This window comes from Candidatus Clostridium helianthi (genome assembly GCF_045310795.1).
Classification (GTDB): Bacteria; Bacillota; Clostridia; order Clostridiales; family Clostridiaceae; genus Clostridium; species Clostridium helianthi.
Map to the genome: position 1 here is coordinate 197,921 of NZ_JBJIAB010000003.1, position 18,618 is coordinate 216,538.

15 protein-coding genes are annotated in these 18,618 nt (G+C 31.2%); 1 reads left to right on the forward strand and 14 read right to left on the reverse strand.

Going from position 1 to position 18,618, the window contains the following annotated elements; all coding sequences use genetic code 11:
• Nucleotides 1-343: 343 nt before the first annotated feature.
• The 8 genes from ACJDTP_RS03935 to ACJDTP_RS03970 all read right to left on the reverse strand — a co-directional run bounded on the left by ACJDTP_RS03935 (nt 344) and on the right by ACJDTP_RS03970 (nt 6,940).
• Nucleotides 344-976 (reverse strand): amino acid ABC transporter permease, encoded by a 633-nt coding sequence (locus ACJDTP_RS03935; RefSeq protein WP_012060327.1) that lies wholly within the window; start codon nt 974-976, stop codon nt 344-346.
• A gap of 2 nt (nt 977-978) precedes the next feature.
• Nucleotides 979-1,707, reverse strand: coding sequence for an amino acid ABC transporter permease (locus ACJDTP_RS03940; protein WP_012060328.1), 729 nt, complete (start codon nt 1,705-1,707; stop codon nt 979-981).
• Entirely contained in the window at nt 1,707-2,519 is an 813-nt protein-coding gene (locus ACJDTP_RS03945) for a transporter substrate-binding domain-containing protein (protein WP_077839942.1), read from the reverse strand. The genes ACJDTP_RS03940 and ACJDTP_RS03945 overlap by 1 nt, the downstream gene beginning before the upstream one ends.
• An 84-nt stretch (nt 2,520-2,603) precedes the next feature.
• Entirely contained in the window at nt 2,604-3,326 is a 723-nt protein-coding gene (locus tag ACJDTP_RS03950) for an amino acid ABC transporter ATP-binding protein (protein WP_406760562.1), read from the reverse strand.
• A 275-nt stretch (nt 3,327-3,601) separates the two neighbouring features.
• Entirely contained in the window at nt 3,602-4,492 is an 891-nt protein-coding gene (locus ACJDTP_RS03955) for a response regulator (protein ID WP_077845306.1), read from the reverse strand.
• A gap of 27 nt (nt 4,493-4,519) precedes the next feature.
• The gene (locus tag ACJDTP_RS03960) at nt 4,520-5,782 is read right to left on the reverse strand and encodes a sensor histidine kinase (RefSeq protein WP_173712024.1); all 1,263 of its coding nucleotides are present in this window, start codon (nt 5,780-5,782) and stop codon (nt 4,520-4,522) included.
• Between the two features lie 106 nt (nt 5,783-5,888).
• Nucleotides 5,889-6,209, reverse strand: coding sequence for an AzlD domain-containing protein (locus ACJDTP_RS03965; RefSeq protein ID WP_077845304.1), 321 nt, complete (start codon nt 6,207-6,209; stop codon nt 5,889-5,891).
• Entirely contained in the window at nt 6,206-6,940 is a 735-nt protein-coding gene (locus tag ACJDTP_RS03970; RefSeq protein ID WP_077839947.1) for an AzlC family ABC transporter permease, read from the reverse strand. The genes ACJDTP_RS03965 and ACJDTP_RS03970 overlap by 4 nt, the downstream gene beginning before the upstream one ends.
• A 120-nt stretch (nt 6,941-7,060) precedes the next feature.
• Here ACJDTP_RS03970 and ACJDTP_RS03975 point away from each other — a divergent pair, with 120 nt between their 5' ends.
• A complete protein-coding gene (locus ACJDTP_RS03975; protein WP_406760563.1) occupies nt 7,061-7,612 on the forward strand; it encodes a helix-turn-helix domain-containing protein in 552 nt (183 codons plus the stop codon).
• Between the two features lie 9 nt (nt 7,613-7,621).
• Here the strand turns inward: ACJDTP_RS03975 and ACJDTP_RS03980 are convergent, their stop codons facing one another.
• The 6 genes from ACJDTP_RS03980 to ACJDTP_RS04005 all read right to left on the reverse strand — a co-directional run bounded on the left by ACJDTP_RS03980 (nt 7,622) and on the right by ACJDTP_RS04005 (nt 18,033).
• Nucleotides 7,622-8,536: an AEC family transporter gene (locus tag ACJDTP_RS03980; RefSeq protein WP_406760564.1), complete on the reverse strand. Its 915-nt coding sequence runs from the start codon at nt 8,534-8,536 to the stop codon at nt 7,622-7,624.
• Nucleotides 8,537-8,945: 409 nt separating this feature from the next.
• A complete protein-coding gene (locus tag ACJDTP_RS03985; RefSeq protein ID WP_406760565.1) occupies nt 8,946-10,010 on the reverse strand; it encodes a protein-glutamate methylesterase/protein-glutamine glutaminase in 1,065 nt (354 codons plus the stop codon).
• Nucleotides 10,010-10,822 (reverse strand): CheR family methyltransferase, encoded by an 813-nt coding sequence (locus ACJDTP_RS03990; RefSeq protein ID WP_406760566.1) that lies wholly within the window; start codon nt 10,820-10,822, stop codon nt 10,010-10,012. The genes ACJDTP_RS03985 and ACJDTP_RS03990 overlap by 1 nt, the downstream gene beginning before the upstream one ends.
• A gap of 160 nt (nt 10,823-10,982) precedes the next feature.
• A complete protein-coding gene (locus ACJDTP_RS03995; protein ID WP_406760567.1) occupies nt 10,983-15,404 on the reverse strand; it encodes a methyl-accepting chemotaxis protein in 4,422 nt (1,473 codons plus the stop codon).
• Between the two features lie 36 nt (nt 15,405-15,440).
• The gene (locus tag ACJDTP_RS04000; protein ID WP_406760568.1) at nt 15,441-17,594 is read right to left on the reverse strand and encodes a chemotaxis protein CheW; all 2,154 of its coding nucleotides are present in this window, start codon (nt 17,592-17,594) and stop codon (nt 15,441-15,443) included.
• A gap of 13 nt (nt 17,595-17,607) precedes the next feature.
• Entirely contained in the window at nt 17,608-18,033 is a 426-nt protein-coding gene (locus ACJDTP_RS04005; protein WP_171772488.1) for a chemotaxis protein CheW, read from the reverse strand.
• Between the last annotated feature and the right edge of the window lie 585 nt (nt 18,034-18,618).

An 18,618-nucleotide genomic window follows, 5' to 3' on the forward strand; every position in this document is an offset into this window, starting at 1 on the left:
TCATCGTCAATTAAATATAATCTGTAAAATACCTTTAATTTATTATCAGTTCTTATTTTAGTTATTTCTAATTCTAGCATAAAATTCCTAATAACAAAAATGTATACTAAGCACTAATTTATTTAGTATAGTTTTCATTATTTGCATACAAATAATAGAAGAGAATAATTTAAATGACTAATTTAAATTATTCTCTAAAATTATATCTCTATTCAATTTAAGGTTTTGACTTATCAGAAAAAATACTTACAAATTTTCTAAAGTTTTAAGTTAATATCTTCACTAGAAATCATAAATCTAGATTTAAAGTTAGACATCTGCAAATCTATTAATTAGGTTATACCTAGTACTCTGTTTTAATTGTTCTAACGCAGCACGATATTGTAAAATTTATTATGAAATATGTTGCAGCTATAGCTCCAAATAATAAAAATATCTGAGATGATGAAACAAAACTTCCCATAAGAATCATACCTTTTCCTGTAAATTCTTCTATACCAACAGCCCATAGAAAAGATGTATCTTTTATTACCGTAATTGATTGGGATAGAACTGTTGGAATGCAGCGCCTAAAGCTTTGAGGTAGTATTATATATCTTAATGTTTGAAACTTCGTAAAACCTTGAGAATATGCTGCCTCATATTGACCTCTACTTACAGAATTCATTCCTCCTCTAAATATTTCTGCCATAACCGCCGAAGTAAATAAAGTAAAAGATAAGATTCCTGAATACATCGGTTTTATTGGAACCAAAAACCTAATAGATAATATCCATAGTAAATTAGGTGTATTTCTAAATGTCTCTATATATATTGTTGCAATTCTCCCCATAATTCCCTTAGAGAAATTTCTTGATATGGCAAGAATTATTCCAAAAAACATACTCAATACAATTGATATAATGGCTATAATTAGGGTTAATTTCATTCCTTGTAAAAGAAACATCATATTTGCTTGATTAAATACACTTGACATTATTATAGCCCTCCCTCTGTTGCAACGGATTGTTCTGTTATAGAATCTTCAATATCAACTAATGCTTTCTTTTTCTCTCTAAGTTCAAGCTTTCTTGAAATCATTGCTAATGGATAACACATTATAAAATATAATGCTCCAGTTATAACATACGCTGGTCCATAGTACATATTGGCACTTGACCAAGAGTCAGCTGTATACATTAGATCTCCACCTGCAATCATAGCTAATACTGAAGTATTCTTTATTAGATTTACCAGTTGATTCGCAAGTGGTGGTATTATAATCTTTACAGTTTGAGGTAATATTATATACCTCATAGTTTGAGTATGAGAAAATCCTTGAGATTTTGCAGCCTCAAATTGTCCTTTTGGTATTGATGTTATACCAGTTCTCACAACTTCTGATATATATGCTCCATGGTATACACCTACTCCAAGTATTCCAATTAAAAACACCGGTAATACCACCTTTATATATGGTAATCCATTAAATAGAAAGAATACCTGAATTACAAGAGGTGTATTCTGAATCACCTCTACATATATTCTATTTATTACCTTAAAAATTTTTATTTTGCTTGTAGAAAGTACTCCAAAAATAATTCCAAGCATTAAGGCAAGTATAAGCCCTAGTATTGATACTTCAAGTGTTGTTAAGAATCCCTCAAGAAATATATTAAAATCTTTAAAAAGTGCTTCCCACTTAAATATTGCAAAAGGTCCGTTCATTACTTAATATCCCACTTTGCAATTAATTTATCTATTTCACCTGAACTCTTCATGTCATTTATAACTTCATTTACTTCCTTCGCAAGTTCAGTATTATCTTTTTTAGTTGCAATACCATATTCTTGAGGATCATATCTATCATTTAATATTACTGTTGAATCATCAACATAACCATTCAAAATAGATGCATCAACTGCAAAACAATCTATTCTGCCTGAATCTAATGCTGCCTTAAGTTCAGGATATCCACCAAGCTCAGAGAATTTAAGAGTAATTCCTTCCTTTTCCGCTTCTTTTTGAAGTGCAGTTTTAGTTGTAGCACTTTGAGCAACTCCAATAGTCTTTCCATCTAAGTCTTTAAGTGAAGATGCACCAAGGCTCTTCTTAACAAGTAATCCAACTCCATCCTTTATATATGGATCTGAAAAATTATAACTCTTTTTTCTTTCATCCGTTATGGTAAATGTAGCAGCAACCATATCTATTTCTCCATTATCAAGAAGTGGCCCTCTTGTTTTAGCTGTAACCCCTTGAAATTCAACCTTACTTTCATCTCCTAATATTTTTTTCGCTATTGCTTTCGATAAATCAATTTCTAAACCTTCCATTTCACCTGTCTGTGGATTTTTGTAACCATATTTAGGTACATCAACTTTTACTCCAACCTTTAATACGCCTCTATCTTTTATTGCTTGTATTTCTTTTGCTTCCGCAGTATTTCCTCCTGTATTTGTTGGTGTTGATGAGCTGCATCCAGCCATCATCATACATGCACCTAATCCTAACGCTAAAAATAATTTTCTCAATTTCATATATTTATCCCCCTATTTAAAATTTTTTAAAACTTCGTAGAAGTTTTTCATTAATTATGCATTGTACACTGTGAATTATGTTTCTTATCTTATAATTTTATTTAAGAACGCTTTGGCCCTATCATTCTTAGGATTTGAAAAAAATTCTTCCGGATGAGCCTCTTCAATAATCTGTCCTCCATCCATGAATACAATTCTATCTGCAACTTGCTTTGCAAAACCCATTTCATGAGTTACGACAACCATTGTTATATTTTCCTTAGATAATCCTATTAGTACGTCCAATACCTCTTGTATCATTTCAGGGTCTAACGCCGATGTTGGTTCGTCAAATAACATTATTTTAGGATGCATATTAAGTGCTCTTGCTATCGCTACCCTTTGCTGTTGTCCTCCTGATAATTGATTTGGGTAAGCATCAGCTTTCTCCTTTAATCCCACTTTTTCTAAATACTTCAATCCAGATTCCTCTGCTTCTTTTTTACTTACCTTTTGGAGTTTCATTGGTGCTAAAATAAGATTCTCAAGCACTGTCATATGTGGGTATAAGTTAAACTGTTGAAAAACCATTGCAGTAGATTGTCTAACTTTAGCTAAATCTTTTTTCAGACTTAAATCATATTCGTCTATGATTACTTTCCCCGAGGTCGGTTCCTCAAGATAATTCATACATCTAATTAAAGTAGATTTTCCTGATCCACTTGGCCCTATTACAACAAGCTTTTCACCTTCATTTATATTTAAATTCACATTTTTCAAAACATGAGTATCTCCAAAGTTCTTGACTATATTCTCTAATTTAATCATTTATTCTCCCCCTATTTTGACACAATATTAATTCAATAGAAATTAATCAACTTTTGCTTTATTAATTTTTTTCGATGATTCTGTTTATTTAATATCTCTATTTCAATAGTAATTTCGACTCTGTAAATTTTGAAATACAAAAAGGAGCCCTGGCATATATACCAAAGCTCCATTGCTTTTTTAAATCTTGATTAAATTATATATTTTTCCATTTCACTAGTCAATGACTTTTAACATACTGTGTTTTCTGTAGTTTTCTGTAGTTTATATATGTGTTAACCTAGAATTTTTATTAATATACCCTCAATGAATTTTTTTGTATTTATTTTTCCTTGACCGTATATTGGATTTTTTAAATGCTTGATTTCCTGTTTAACCTGCTTTATCTCAAAAAGTGATGCTGAATATTCCTTATATATGCTATTATCGCTATCTTCACTTCCCAAACTAGCTATTGAATCCATAGCCTTCATAATAGTTCTTCTTATGCGTTGCTCCATAGATCTGCAATTAATAGCTGCTAATGAATCTCCATATAGAGCTCGTGCCACATCCATATAAATCTCTTTTAGCTGATAAGGTTTAGATGGATTCATTTTCTTTTTATTAATGATATTCAGTATTACAAGTTTTAATTCTTCTATTCCTGCAGTGCCAATAATGTTAATATCAGAAAATATACGCAATAGCTTTTCTTCTTGAGAATAAATTTCCGCTTCATTCTCAACTTTTTTATCTTTCTCGGTATTGCCTTCAAAAACTACACTTTTAATCATTGATATAGATTTTTCTAATTCAATCTGTTTTTTAGCATTATTAATAATGCTAATTGTTTCAATCATATTAATTGGCTTGTTAATATAGAAAAGTATTCCGCTTTTATAAGCATTTGAAATCATTTTTCCTTCTTCAACCTGAGATAACATTATAATCTTACCAGTATATCCACTGCTAAATGTCCTTTTCACAATTTCAATTCCATCTACTTCTGGTAGCAGTAAATCAATTAATACGATATCAGGTTTTAATTTCATTATTTGATCTTTAGCATCTCTACCTGTCGTTAAAATGGATAATACTTTTCCGAAGTTATTTTTTTTAATTGCTTGCTCCAATATTTTACATACTGCTATATCATCATCAATAATAACAAAAGTTGTTTCCATAAATAGCCCCCTTATTATGAAAATAATTTATATACTAGATAACGGTATTTTCACTAAAAACTTAGTGCCCCTATCAATATCACTTTCAACTTCTATACTTCCTCCCAAATTCTCTAAGAGATTTTTTACATGACATAACCCAATCCCCGTAGACATTGCCCCTGTCTCCTCATTGAATTTTGTTGAAAATCCTATATTAAATATATACGGAAGTACATCTTTATCAATACCTGTCCCATTATCTGAAACATCAAGTAGTAATTCTTTTTGCGAAATCTCCCCAATCACATTTATCATATTATCGCCACTGCATGCCTCAATTGCGTTAATAATTAAATTATTTAGAATAGCAAATATATCATAGTATCTTTTTACCGAATAATCTTCTTCTAGCTTGAATTTTATAAATATATTAGAATTCACATTATCTATTTGTCTTTTTGTATTATCAGATATTATACAGAAAATTTCTGACATAGACATGTATTCTACCTTCTCAACATTTTGTACTAATTGATTGATCCCTCTAAGAACTCGGTCATTATTTTTACGAATTTCATGAGCATTTTGTGCAAGTGATAACGCCTTAACTGAAAATTCTTCTTTATCCTTATTCATTTCATACAAATTGTAAGCTTCCCTCATTATAGTATTTAAATCATTTGTTGATTTTTGTAAATAAAAAGCCTCCGCATATATCTTTGACACCATTAAATTTAATTCAGCATAACGTTTTTGATGCTCTAGTGTCTTAATATATAATTTTTGATATTTATATATTAGAAAAGCTGAACATTGTATAAATGCTCTAACAAGTGCTGTTATTATAATAACTTTTATGGTTGATATAGAAAACATATTTCTAACAAGTATTTCTGCTGTGTTGCATATTATATCAAAACTTACTAATGACAAGTATAAATGTATTATAGACTTATTTCTCCTAGTTAGTGGAAATATAGTTCCTAAAATACCATAAATAATATAAAAAATAGCTGCCGGCATAAACTGCATTATAATATCATTTGAATAGCTAGAAGATGACATTAATAATCCAATGCTACGAATAGAGGCAGTTATAGTTCCTGTGATTATTCCAATTAAAACAGGATATATATTTTCCGATATAGAAAATATAAGTCCAATTACAATGACTCCAACTCCCAAAACAAACCTGCTATTAAATGGATAAATATATATTTGCGCCAAAATACTGATCAGAATAGAAAATAATACACTATTCTTTAAACAAATCTTATTTCTCTCTGTTATTTTAATTCTATACATCATTATATTTGTTCCTTCACCATATAATAAAATCCATTATTGCTCTATAATTTATTTATAGAAAATAATACGCTTAGATTATCATCAAGTCAATTCAAGTTTTTACGAATTAAAATATTAATCTTAAAATTGCTATTGAAATAACTCCTGTTAATACTGTTAATAATAAATTATTTTTCTTAAGAGCAATCAGTATTGTTGGTATTGTAGCAAGAAATTCTGGAGATTTTCCTTGAACTAAAAATTTATTATCGGTAATTAAAAGTTCTGCTACTATTAATGAAGCTAGTATAGATATAGGTATATATGTCAAAAACTCTTCCACTTTCTTATTTAATTTCATCTTCGATAATATAGTTATTGGTAGAACTCTCGGTAACATAGTTACAATACAACCACCTATGATAACACTCCATACATAAGAATTCATTCTTTAATCACCACCCCAATTAAAGCACCAGCAATTGCTGATATAATAACACTAATACTAGTAGATACATATATTGTGCTTATTAGTAAAACTATTGCAGATACAATAATAATTATCAAAGCTTTTCTTATCTTTATATTTCCTTTTACAGATAAAATTAGCAAACCTATAAACATGGCAGTTAATGCAAAATCTAGCCCTAAAGCCTTATAATCTGGAATAAATCCGCCAATAATAACTCCAATTCCTGTTGCAAAAATCCAATTTATATATGCAGTAATGTTTAAACCTGTAATCCATAAATTATTAATTTTCTTATTCCTCAACCCCTCTGCCGATGCAACTACAAAAGTTTCATCTGTTAAAAGCAGCCCTATAAAAAAGTTTTTTAAGACTGAATTTTCTTTGAAATATGGAGCTACTGACGCACTCATAAACAAATGTCTAAAGTTAACAAAGAAAATAGTAAATATTATACTAGGTATTGGTGAGGATGATAAAATCATACTCGAAGCTATAAATTGCGATGATCCTCCATATATAAAAGCACTCATCCCCATTGCTTCCCAAACTGTCAATCCACAAGATTTACTCAAAATTCCACATGCAAGCCCTAAACTTATGTACCCAAATATAGTTGGAATACAGTCTTTCACTCCCTGAATAAAATAATACGAGTTGTTTTTATTCTTTATTTCTAAAGAATCATTTGGTATTTTCCCCAATTCCATAAAATGCCCCCTTGATACTTTTTGTATAAAACCGTAATATATATTATATACATTGTACGTTATACTTTATATTATGCTATATCTTACATTTGTACTTTATATTTGTCAAGGAGTGAAAATATGAATTTAAATAATATTATTGCTGGGAATTTAAAAAGATTAAGAAACGAGAGGCAATTAAGCTTAAGCAAACTTTCTGATATTTGTGGCGTCAGTAAAGTAATGCTAGGACAAATCGAACGTGGTGAATCTAATCCGACTATTAATACAATATGGAAAATTGCTGGTGGACTTAGGGTTCCATATACATCCCTTATTGATGAGCCCATAAAAAATGATATTTTAATAAAAAAAGAAGATTCTAAGCACCAAGAATCTCCTGATAATAAGTATAGAGTTTATTGCTATTTTACGAGCAATTCAAATAGAAACTTTGAGCTTTTTACTGTAGAACTATATGGCAATAGCACATATGAATCCAATTCCCATGGTGAAAAGACTCAAGAATATATAATAGTTTATGATGGTGAGTTATCTTTAAATGTGGATAATATAACTTATGTCCTAACTCCTGGTGATTCCATAGTGTTTGATTCATCCAAGTCACATTCATATACAAACTTGACTAATAGCATGATAAGAATGACTATAATTAATTACTACGTTATATAAGCTAACCGCTTACCAAATAACATTTGCCAGATACAAAATTATTGGTATAGTGATCAGTGATAATAATGTGCTTAAGCCAACCAATTTAGCTCCATACTCATAATCTCCTCCATACATCTGAGAAAACATTGGTACTGTTAGACCTACTGGCGTAGCCATAGCTATTAATACAACTTTTTTTATTTCTATTAAATATGGTGGTAAAAATTTAAATAATATCATTATTATAACTGGAATAACGATAAGTTTTATAAATGCTACAAAGTAAGCATGTTTATCATTAAATAATGTGATTAGTTTTGACTTAGCAATATACGTACCAAGTAAAATCATAGCAATAGGCGTATTGGTTTGTCCAACTAAGTTAAACGCATCATAAAAAAGCTTTGGCAGCTTTACGGGTGAAATAAAAACAAGCAATCCAAATGCCACAGCTATTATTCCAGGATTAAATAAAACACTTTTTAAGGTAATTAAACTTTTATTATTTGATACTGTATATATTCCATAAGTGTAACTCAATATATTAAAACAAACTAGGTATGCTGATAAGAAAAACACCTTTTCTATCCCCATTATACTAGTAACTAGTGGAATTCCAATAAATCCTGCATTTGCAAACCCAATCGCAAATTTATCTATTCTCTGATCTTTCTTAAAGACAATTTTCCCCACAAAAAAGCCTATTAACATTGCACATAGAGAAATAAAAAAAGAAATTCCTAACTCCTTTAACTTATCTATAGAAAATTCCATTTGATAGCGTGTTAACATAATCATCGGATTAATAACCCAAACTAAAAGATTAGATATCTGTTTGGCTCCATCTTCATCAATTAATTTTTTACGATATACTATAAAGCCAATTGCCATTAATATGTACATGATACTTACTTGTCCAACTATTGTAAAAATAATCTCCATAATACTTTATCCTTCCGTTCTAAAAATGACTTTAAATATATGAGTGTTTTACATGGTAATTCATTATAAACTAACTCTTTCCTTCTGATAAATCATTATATCAATTACCTATTTTAATATACAAGTCTTAAAAACAATAAATTTAAATATTAGTAAGCTTGACATATATATTACTAGCTTATTAACATTTAAATTTGCTTTAATTCTATATTAAGATATAAGTTACTTAATTAATAAGTAACTCACATTCAAAAAATAACAAGTCCATTTACCAGCCTATTTTCCATCATCATTCGTCGGTAATTTGACCTAATATGCACGCTATAAGGTCAATTTTTCTCCGTGTCTAATGAAAAATATTCATGACAACATTGGACTTGATATTTATTTTCATGTATCTAAACTAAATTTATAAATTTAACATTATTGTCTCAAACATGTCGCTTAGTGCTACCTGACTATCTGCAAGACCTGCTTCAAACACTACTTTAGGCATACCATAAACTATACAGGATTCTTCTGCCTCAACTATGACATATCCATTATTATCTTTTACATTCTGACAGCCTGCTAACCCGTCATTACCCATTCCTGTTAAAATTACAGAGACTAGCTTATCTTTAAAAATAGGCGCCGCCGAATTTAAAGTAACATTAATTGATGGTTTGTATAAGCTGTCCACATTTTTCATATCCTCAACTTTAAAAACTATGCTATTATTCTCATTCTTCTCCAATAATGTTTGAAATCCCGCTGGTGCTATATATATTTTTCCTCGTTCAAGTATATCTCCATTCTCTATTTCTTTAACATGTAGATTACATATAGTATCAAATCTTTCAGCTAGCGGTCCAGTAAATCCTGGAGGCATATGTTGGATTACAATAACAGGTCTACATAAATCCTTTGGAAATCTTGGTAGTATTGATTGAAGCGCGGATGGCCCTCCTGTTGAGCAACCAATAATAAGTAGCTCCCTCTTCATGCGTTTTTCATCGCAATTAATCTGCTCTTCATCACATTTAATATGTTCTAAATCTGCATTATTATTTTCTTTATTTTTTTGCCTCTTGCTACTATCTGCAATTACTTTTAGTTTACCAAGAAAATCATTTATTGTTTCCTCTTTTATGTCTTCACCTACCAATGAGCTTTTTAAAAAAATATCAATTGCGCCGAGCTCTAACGCCTTTAGTGCTGTTCTAGTACCATCTTCCGTGTGATTGCTCAGCATTACAACTGGTACAGGGCAAGTTTTCGTAATTTCTTTTAGGGCACTTATTCCATCCATTTCCGGCATCTCTACATCCATTGTTACTATATCAGGTTTTAATCTTTGTATCTTTTCTATTGCGTCCAATCCATTTCTCGCAATTCCTATTATAAAAAATTGAGGATCTTTTTCTATAATGAGACTTATACATCTCCTCATAAAGGAGGAATCATCTACAACTAAAACACCATATTGTTTCATTATGCCTTCTCTCCCTTCTTATAATAAAAAATTGATGGAGTATAAACAGTATCAAAACCTGGATTAACATTGGTAATTGTTTCTGCATGACCTAAAAATAAATATCCTGTTTCATTAAGAATATTGTAAAATGAAAGAGCAGCTTTTTTAATAAATTCTGTATCAAAATATATTAAAACATTTCTACAGAGTATTATATCAACTCTTCCAATTTCTTGTTCGATATTTTTATCAAACATATTTAAATTCTTAAACTTTACAAGTTTTCTTATCTCATCCTTAATCTTATATTCATCTTCAATTTTATCAAAATATTTATCTAACATTCCATAAGGCATCTTCCTAAATGATAAAGATTTACTACTGTATACTCCCTTTTCAGCTTTATCTAATACTTTTTTATTAATATCCGAAGCTATTATTTCAACAGAACTTTTTTCAAAAAGCATTGTTTCTTTTATTAACATTGCCAATGTATAGGGCTCTTCCCCACTTGAACATGCTGCACACCAAATTCTAAAAGTTTTCTCCTTTGAATAGTCTTCAAATTCTGGAAAAATATTAGTTTGCAATTCTCTTAATAGATTTTCTTCCCTAAAGAAATAAGTTTCATTTACTGTTATTAGTTCAATTAATGTATCTCTTTCTTTTTCTTCTATTTTAACGTATCCGCAATATTCCCAAACACTAAGTCCAAGTTCTTTAATTCTATAGGTTATCTTGCTTTCAAGTGAAGGAAGATTTTTCGAGTAGTCAATGCCACAGAATTCATATATATAACTCGCCAATTGTTCTAATGCCATAATACTCATAATTTAAAATTTCCTCCTTATATTTAAAACCACAATTTATTCTTTTGATATATAAGTTGCTGTAAGAATTTTAAAATTTAGAATTACTAAATTCTAATAATTAACCTTAATATAATTTTCTCGTAGCAACTTATATACTCATATAAAATTTATTATCTAGTTATTCAACTAGCTCCTCCAATGATTTTTTTATTTCTAATGTATACTCAGAAAGTTCTCTAGTAATACTTGAAGTTTTTTGAACATCCCTTACATTTAAGTTAACTACATTATTTATATCTTCAATATGTTTTCTCAGCTCTTCAACTTCTCCTGCCTGTACCTTAGTAGCCATTGTTACTTCACTTGCTTGTTCAGTAACATTCTTAAAGTTATCTGTGATTCTATCAGTAGATTTTGTTTGTTCCTTCATAGCCCAAGTTATCTGCTTCATATCTTCCCTAGAACGTCTTACACCTTTTATAATATTTTCTACTCCTGATGCCTGCTCTTTAGATGTCTCAGTAACTTGTTGTGCTACTCTTGTAACATTTTCTGCTGAATTTACAATATTCTTTCCTTGCTTTGCCTGCTCTTTTACTGCTACAGCTATTTGTCTTACCTGTTCTCTAGAATTAGTTATTCCCTTAACTACTTCTTCAACTCCTATAGCTTGTTCTTTCACTGCTCTTGTTACTTGCTCCGACTGTTCTGCTACATTTTCTACAGAAACTACAATGTCTTTCCCTTGTTTTGCTTGTTCTTTCACTGCCACTGTTATTTGTCTTACTTGTTCTCTTGCATTTTCTATACCTTTTACTATTTCGCCAACCCCAGCTGCTTGCTCTTTCATAGCTTGTGTTACCTCTGCAGTTTGGCTTGTAACCTCTCCTACTAGCCTAGTCATTGATTTTCCTTGTATTGTTTGTGCTATCATGGCATCAGTTATCTGCTTAACTTGTTCTCTTGCATTTACTACACCTTTAATAACTTCATCTACTCCATTTGCCTGTTCTTTTACTGCCCTAGTCACCTGTGCTGCTTGATTTGTTACATTTTCTACAGAAGCAACAATATTTTCACCTTGTTTGGCTTGTTCTTTTACTGCCACTGTTACTTGTCTAACTTGCTCTCTTGCATTCACTATTCCTTTAACTATCTCTTCTACACCTATTGTTTGCTCATTAGTCACTGCAGATATTTGAGCTGCTTGATTTGTTACATTTTCTACTGCTGCTACAATATCTCTACCTTGTTTTGCCTGTTCTTTTACTGCCACTGTTACTTGTCTAACTTGCTCTCTTGCATTTACAACACCTTTTATTACTTCCTCTACCCCATTTGCTTGTTCTTTTACTGCTGTAGTCACCTGTGCTGCTTGATTTGTTACATTTTCTACAGATTCAATAATATCTTGTCCTTGTTTTGCTTGTTCTTTTACTGCTACTGTTATTTGTCTTACTTGCTCCCTTGAATTTGTTACACCTTTTATTACTTCATCAATTCCTGCCGCTTGCTCTTTTACTGCTACTGCAACTTCATTAGTTTGATTAACTACATTTTCTATAGACAAGGCTATATTTTGCCCTTGTTTTGCCTGTTCTTTTACTGCTACTGTTATTTGCCTTACCTGTTCCTTAGCATTCACAACACCTTTTATTACTTCCTCTACGCCAGCTGCTTGTTCCCTCACTGCTATTACAACCTCATTTGTTTGATTAACAACGTTATTTATAGCCTTACTAATATTTCCACCTTGAATTGCTTGTTCTTTCACTGCTATTGTTATTTGTCTTACTTGTTCTCTTGAATTTTCAACACCTTTTATTATTTCATCTATGCCAATAACTTGTTCTTTTACTGCCATTGCAACTTCATCTGCTTGATTTGTTACATTTTCTACAGCTCCAACAATATTTTGTCCTTGTTTAGATTGCTCATTCATTGCTATATTAATTTGCAACACTTGTTCTCTTGCATTTGCTACACCCTTTATTACATTTTCTACACTTATAGCTTGTTCCTTTGTAGCTTGTGTAACCATAGATGCTTGATTAGTAACGCTTCTCATAGATTCTAGTATTTCTCTACTTCCTTTATTTTGACTGTCAGTTGCCAAAGTTATTTCTTTGATTTCATTAGTAACATTTTCAATTCCACCAACTATTTTTTCTATTACAGTCCCGACTTCATTGCTTAATCTTGATCCATATTCAACTTTCTCAGTGCCAACTTCTATTGCCTTAATTGCATTGGTAGTTTCTCCCTGGATTCCTTTTATAAGTTCAGATATTTCCTTTGTAGCTGTAGCCGTTCTCTCAGCTAGTTTTCTTACTTCATCAGCTACTACTGCAAATCCTTTTCCGTGTTCTCCCGCTCTTGCAGCTTCAATTGCCGCATTTAAAGCAAGTAAATTTGTTTGATCTGCTATATCATCTATTACATCTATGATGCTTCCAATTTTATCAGAACTCTTTCCTAAGTTAGTTATTACACTTTCTGCCTTGTGAATAACCTCAGATATTTCACCTATAGCCACTAATGTATTAGCTACAGCTGTTTGTCCATCCTTAACATCTGATTTTACTACGTCACTTAATGAATTTACGTTTTGAGCATTTTGCGCCACTTGGCTTATTGAAGCCGCCATGTCCTCAACCGTCTTATAAGTTTCATTTGAAGTTCTTTGCAGTTCTTCAGCATTACCAGCTACTCCTTGAATAGATTTGCCCATTTCTTCTATAGATGCAGATATTTCTTCCACTGATCTTGTAGTACTCTCACTATTTCCTGCTACTTGCTGAATAGATACTACTACCTCTTGTACCGCAGCCGCCGCTTCATTTGCAGAGCCTCTTAAACTTTCAGCATTTCCTGCTACTCCCCTAACTGATTTACCCATTTGTTCTACTGATGACGATATTTGTTCAACTGAGCTTGCTGTACTCTCACTATTTCCTGCTACTTGTTGTATTGATGCTACCATTTCTTGTATAGCCGCTGCTGATTCATCTGTTGAGGCTTTTAAACTTTCTGTATTAGTAGCTACTCCTTTTATTGATACACCCATTTCTTCAATTGATGATGATATTTCTTCTACTGAACTTGCTGTACTTTCACTATTTCCTGCTACTTGCTGGATTGATGCTACCATCTCTTGAACTGCAACTGATGATTCTTCTGTAGATCCTTTTAAATTTTCTGCATTACCTGCTACTCCTTTTATTGAAGCTCCTATTTCTTCAATTGATGATGATATTTCTTCTACTGAACTTGCTGTACTTTCACTATTTCCTGCTACCTGCTCTATTGAAACAACCATTTCTTGGACTGCGGCTGTAGCTTCTTCTGCTGAACCTTTTAAACTTTCTGCATTTCCTGCTACTCCCTTTATTGATTTTCCCATTTGTTCTATTGAAACTGATATTTCTTCTACTGATTTTGCTGTACTTTCACTATTTCCTGCTACCTGCTCTATTGAAACAACCATTTCTTGGACTGCGGCTGTAGCTTCTTCTGCTGAACCCTTTAGACTTTCTGCATTCCCTGCTACTCCCTTTATTGACTTTCCCATTTGTTCTATTGATGATGATATTTGTTCTACTGAGCTTGCCGTGCTTTCACTATTCCCTGCTACTTGCTGAATTGATGCTACTACTTCTTGAACAGCCATTGTAGATTCTTCTGCTGAACCTTTCAGACTTTCTGCATTTCCTGCTACTCCCTTTATTGATTTTCCCATTTGCTCTATAGATGCTGATATCTGCTCCACTGAGCTTGCTGTACTTTCACTATTTTTTGCAACTTGTTCAATTGATGCTACAATTGATTGCACAGATACTTCTGCATTTTCAGCAGTATCCTTCAATCCATCTGCATTTTTGGCAACACCTTGTATTGATTTTCCCATTTCCTCAATAGATGCTGATATTTGCTCTACTGAACTTGCTGTGCTTTCACTATTTCCTGCCACTTGCTGAATTGATGCTACTACTTCTTGAATTGATGCAGTCACCTCTTTTGCTGAAGAAGTTAAACTTTCTGCATTTCCCGCTACTCCTTTAACTGATTTCCCCATTTGCTCTACTGAGGAAGATATTTCTTCCACTGATTTTGATGCGCTCTCCCCATTACCTGCTACTTGCTGGATTGATGCCACCATTTCCTGAATTGATTCTGAAACTTCCTTCGCTGATCCAGTCATTTCTTCCGCATTACCTGCTACCACTTTAATTGATCTGCCCATTTCCTCTATTGAATTTGATATTTCTTCAATTGAGCCTGATACACTTTCGCTATTACCTGCAACCTGTTTTGATGATACAGCTATTTCCTCAAGTGAACTTTGCGACTTTTGAGCGACATTCGCTAATTGCTCTGCATTTATCACAACTCCATTTATAGATTTAGACATTTCACTTGTGAGAGAATTTACTGACTTCACAGCTTCTGATTGATCAATTGTTCCTTTTGTAACTTGTTCATTTATATTTGATAATTCTTTTAATTTCTCATCAAGCTTTTTAGATGCAAAAACTGCATTATCTACACTTCTTAAACCTCCTATAAGCTTAATTCCAATATTTCTTTTAAAACTACCCATTTATATACGCCTCCACACTTTTTGATCTTTTGCTTATTAAATTTCATTATTACTAAAATTATTATTGTCTTTTATGTTTTTGCTACTAATCATTCTCGATATTCCTACAACGTCAAATATATGCGCAACACTTCCATCACCAAGTATTGTTGCGCCCGATATCCCCTCAATTTTTCCTATGTAAGAGCCTAAAGGTTTAACTACTATTTCTTGATTTCCAACTAATTCATCAACTACAATACCGAATCTTTTTTCTGCGATACCTAAAACTACAATGAACACATTTTTCTTTTTATTTTCCCTAGGCAATTTGAAATAATCATGGAGCCATACTAGAGGATGAACTTTATCTCTAATAACAACAACAGATTGATTTTTCACATATTCAATCTCATCTTTAGGCTTTCTCACAATCTCAATTATATTGCTCATCGGTAACGCATAAGTTTCATTATGAATCTTCACCAGTAATCCTGCGAGTATTGCAAGAGTTAGTGGTAATTTAATCGTAAATTTACTACCTTCTCCTTCTTTTGTTTCTACATCAATAATTCCATTTAATTTATCTATATGATTTCTAACAATGTCCATTCCTACGCCTCTTCCTGAAACGTCACTTACATTATTAGCTGTTGACAGCCCCGTTTGAAAAATAAGATTTATTATCTCATGTTCTGATAATGCTTCTGCCTCCTGAACTGAAATTACTTCTTTCTTAATTGCTGATTGCTTTATCTTTTCTAAATTTAAGCCAGCACCATCATCTTCAATTGTCACAATTACATGATTTTCTTGATGAAATGCCTTTATTTTCAAAGTTCCTTTTGAAGGCTTATCTTTGCCTATACGAGTACTGGGTTTTTCTATTCCATGGTCTAGGGAATTTCTTACAAGATGAATCAAAGGATCAGTAATATCTTCAATTATAGTTCTGTCCATTTCTGTCTCTCCACCCTCAAGAACCAAATCCACCTCTTTTTCTAATGAATTAGCAAGATCTCTTACCAACCTCGGGAATCTACTAAATAGCTGTTGCACTGGCACCATACGAGCTTTCATTATGCTTTCTTGAAGTTCGCTAACTACTCTTGATACACGACTTGATATTCCAATTAAATCTTCTACTGAATCATCAGCTATATATTTATTATGTAAATTGTTACTTACTTGAGCAATTCTAGTTTGTTCAATAACCATCTCTCCAACTAAATTCATCATATGTTCAAGACGTTCTATATCGACTCTAATGGCTTGTGATAATTTTTTTTCATTTCTTATGTCTTGTGAAATCTTCTTTTCACTGCTTATCTCATCATTTTTTTCCGTTGCCATTTCTCTATTTACATTAGTTATATTTTTTTTATCCTGAGTAACTACCTTTTCTTTATCTAATTTCGTAAATTCATAATCAAACACACTAACATCATCAATATCCATTAATTCATGCTTAATTCTTAACTCAAGTTCTTTTGCTCCTAATTCAGAAATTAATAAATAATTTATAGTATTAATATTTTCATCTTCATCCAATAGTTCTAATGCATTGGGACTAGATCCTATAACCTCTCCCATATCATTTAGCGAATTAAGTATAAGAAAAGCTCTTGTTGCTTTCATAAGACTATCCTCTGAGAGCTTAATCTCACAAACAACACAAGAGCACCCATTTAGCTTTTCATTTTCTATTATATGTCTTTTCTCATCATCTAGCTCAAATACTACCCTCTCATTTTCACCTTCATGACTAATTTCACTTTTTACTCCAATAAATTGATTGCCTTCAGTTTTGTCCACGTCAATACTTTGCATACATCTAAGTTTTCCTATGATATCATCAATGTTCACTTCCGTATCATTCTTATATTCTATAAAATCTCTTTTTAATAAAGTTAAGCAGTCAGTACATTCAAACAAAACGTTAATTATTGGCTCTGTTACTTCCATAAAATTATTCCTAATTTTATCAAGTACATTTTCCATTTCATGAGTAAGAGTTTTCATCTTTTCATACCCCATAGCTGAAGAGGATCCTTTTAATGTATGTGCTACCCTAAAAATATCTTGTATAACTTTACTAACTTCATCTTTCTTTTCTAATTCTAAAATTCCTTGTTCTAAAAGTTGTATCTGCTCTTCCACTTCATCCAAAAATGCACTTACCATTTCAGGCATTTCATATATATTAGACATTTCACACCTCCCCCTAATCATGAAGAACTACATCTATCTTCAATAAACTTATTACTCCATTCCCCGTAATTCCTATTCCTTCAAAGTACTCCCCATCAATACCTGCAACAACTTTTGGAGTTGGTTGGATATCATTGAATTGTATAACTGAGTCAACCTTATCCACAATTATACCAATCATCTCTTCTCTACTTTTTACCACTATTATTCTAGTTTCTTTAGTTCTAGCGCATTCTATTAGTTTAAACCTTTTATGTAAATTGACTACCGGAATTACCTTTCCTCTTAAATTAATAACGCCTTCCAAAAAGAACTTACTATTATGTGTTGGAGATATTTGCTGCATCCTAATAATTTCATAAACATCACTAATTTTAAGAGCATACTTCTCACTTGCTAATTCAAAAGCAATATGTTGAATATCCAATAAATCATTCATATAATATTCCTCCACAAATATTTAGTAAAATTCACTATAATCTTTTTAAAGTGTCCACTAAATAATCTTCTTTATATGGTTTTATAATCAAGCCTTCTCACATCCCCTCCTACAAATACAAGTTCATTAATATCTTTTTTATTTTTTATAATTTAATTTTATATATGTTTCAAAAACTAATATTTAATTATCTGCACCATAAAAAAATATTGATTCCTACTAATTTTATAGTATAATTTTTGGTCTTATTTGTCAATAATGATATTATATTGTTCAAAGTGGCAATATATTGTACTAATTGGTATTATCATCTAATAGTTTTTATTAATTTATATAATTAAATGATGTTTTTGTATTGAAATTTCATTTTACCTTTTCTATAAATTTCTACAAAAAAATAGACTCAAGTAGCTTAAAATCTACTTCGAGCCTATATTTGCTGTAAAACACCACATCTAATTCGTAATTTATATTCTATTTACTTTTTTTCATTAATAAAAGTTTCTATCTATACACACTAAAATTCCAATTTTATTTAGCTATATTATTTCCAAAAATGGAATTATGATTCGACATCTACATAGA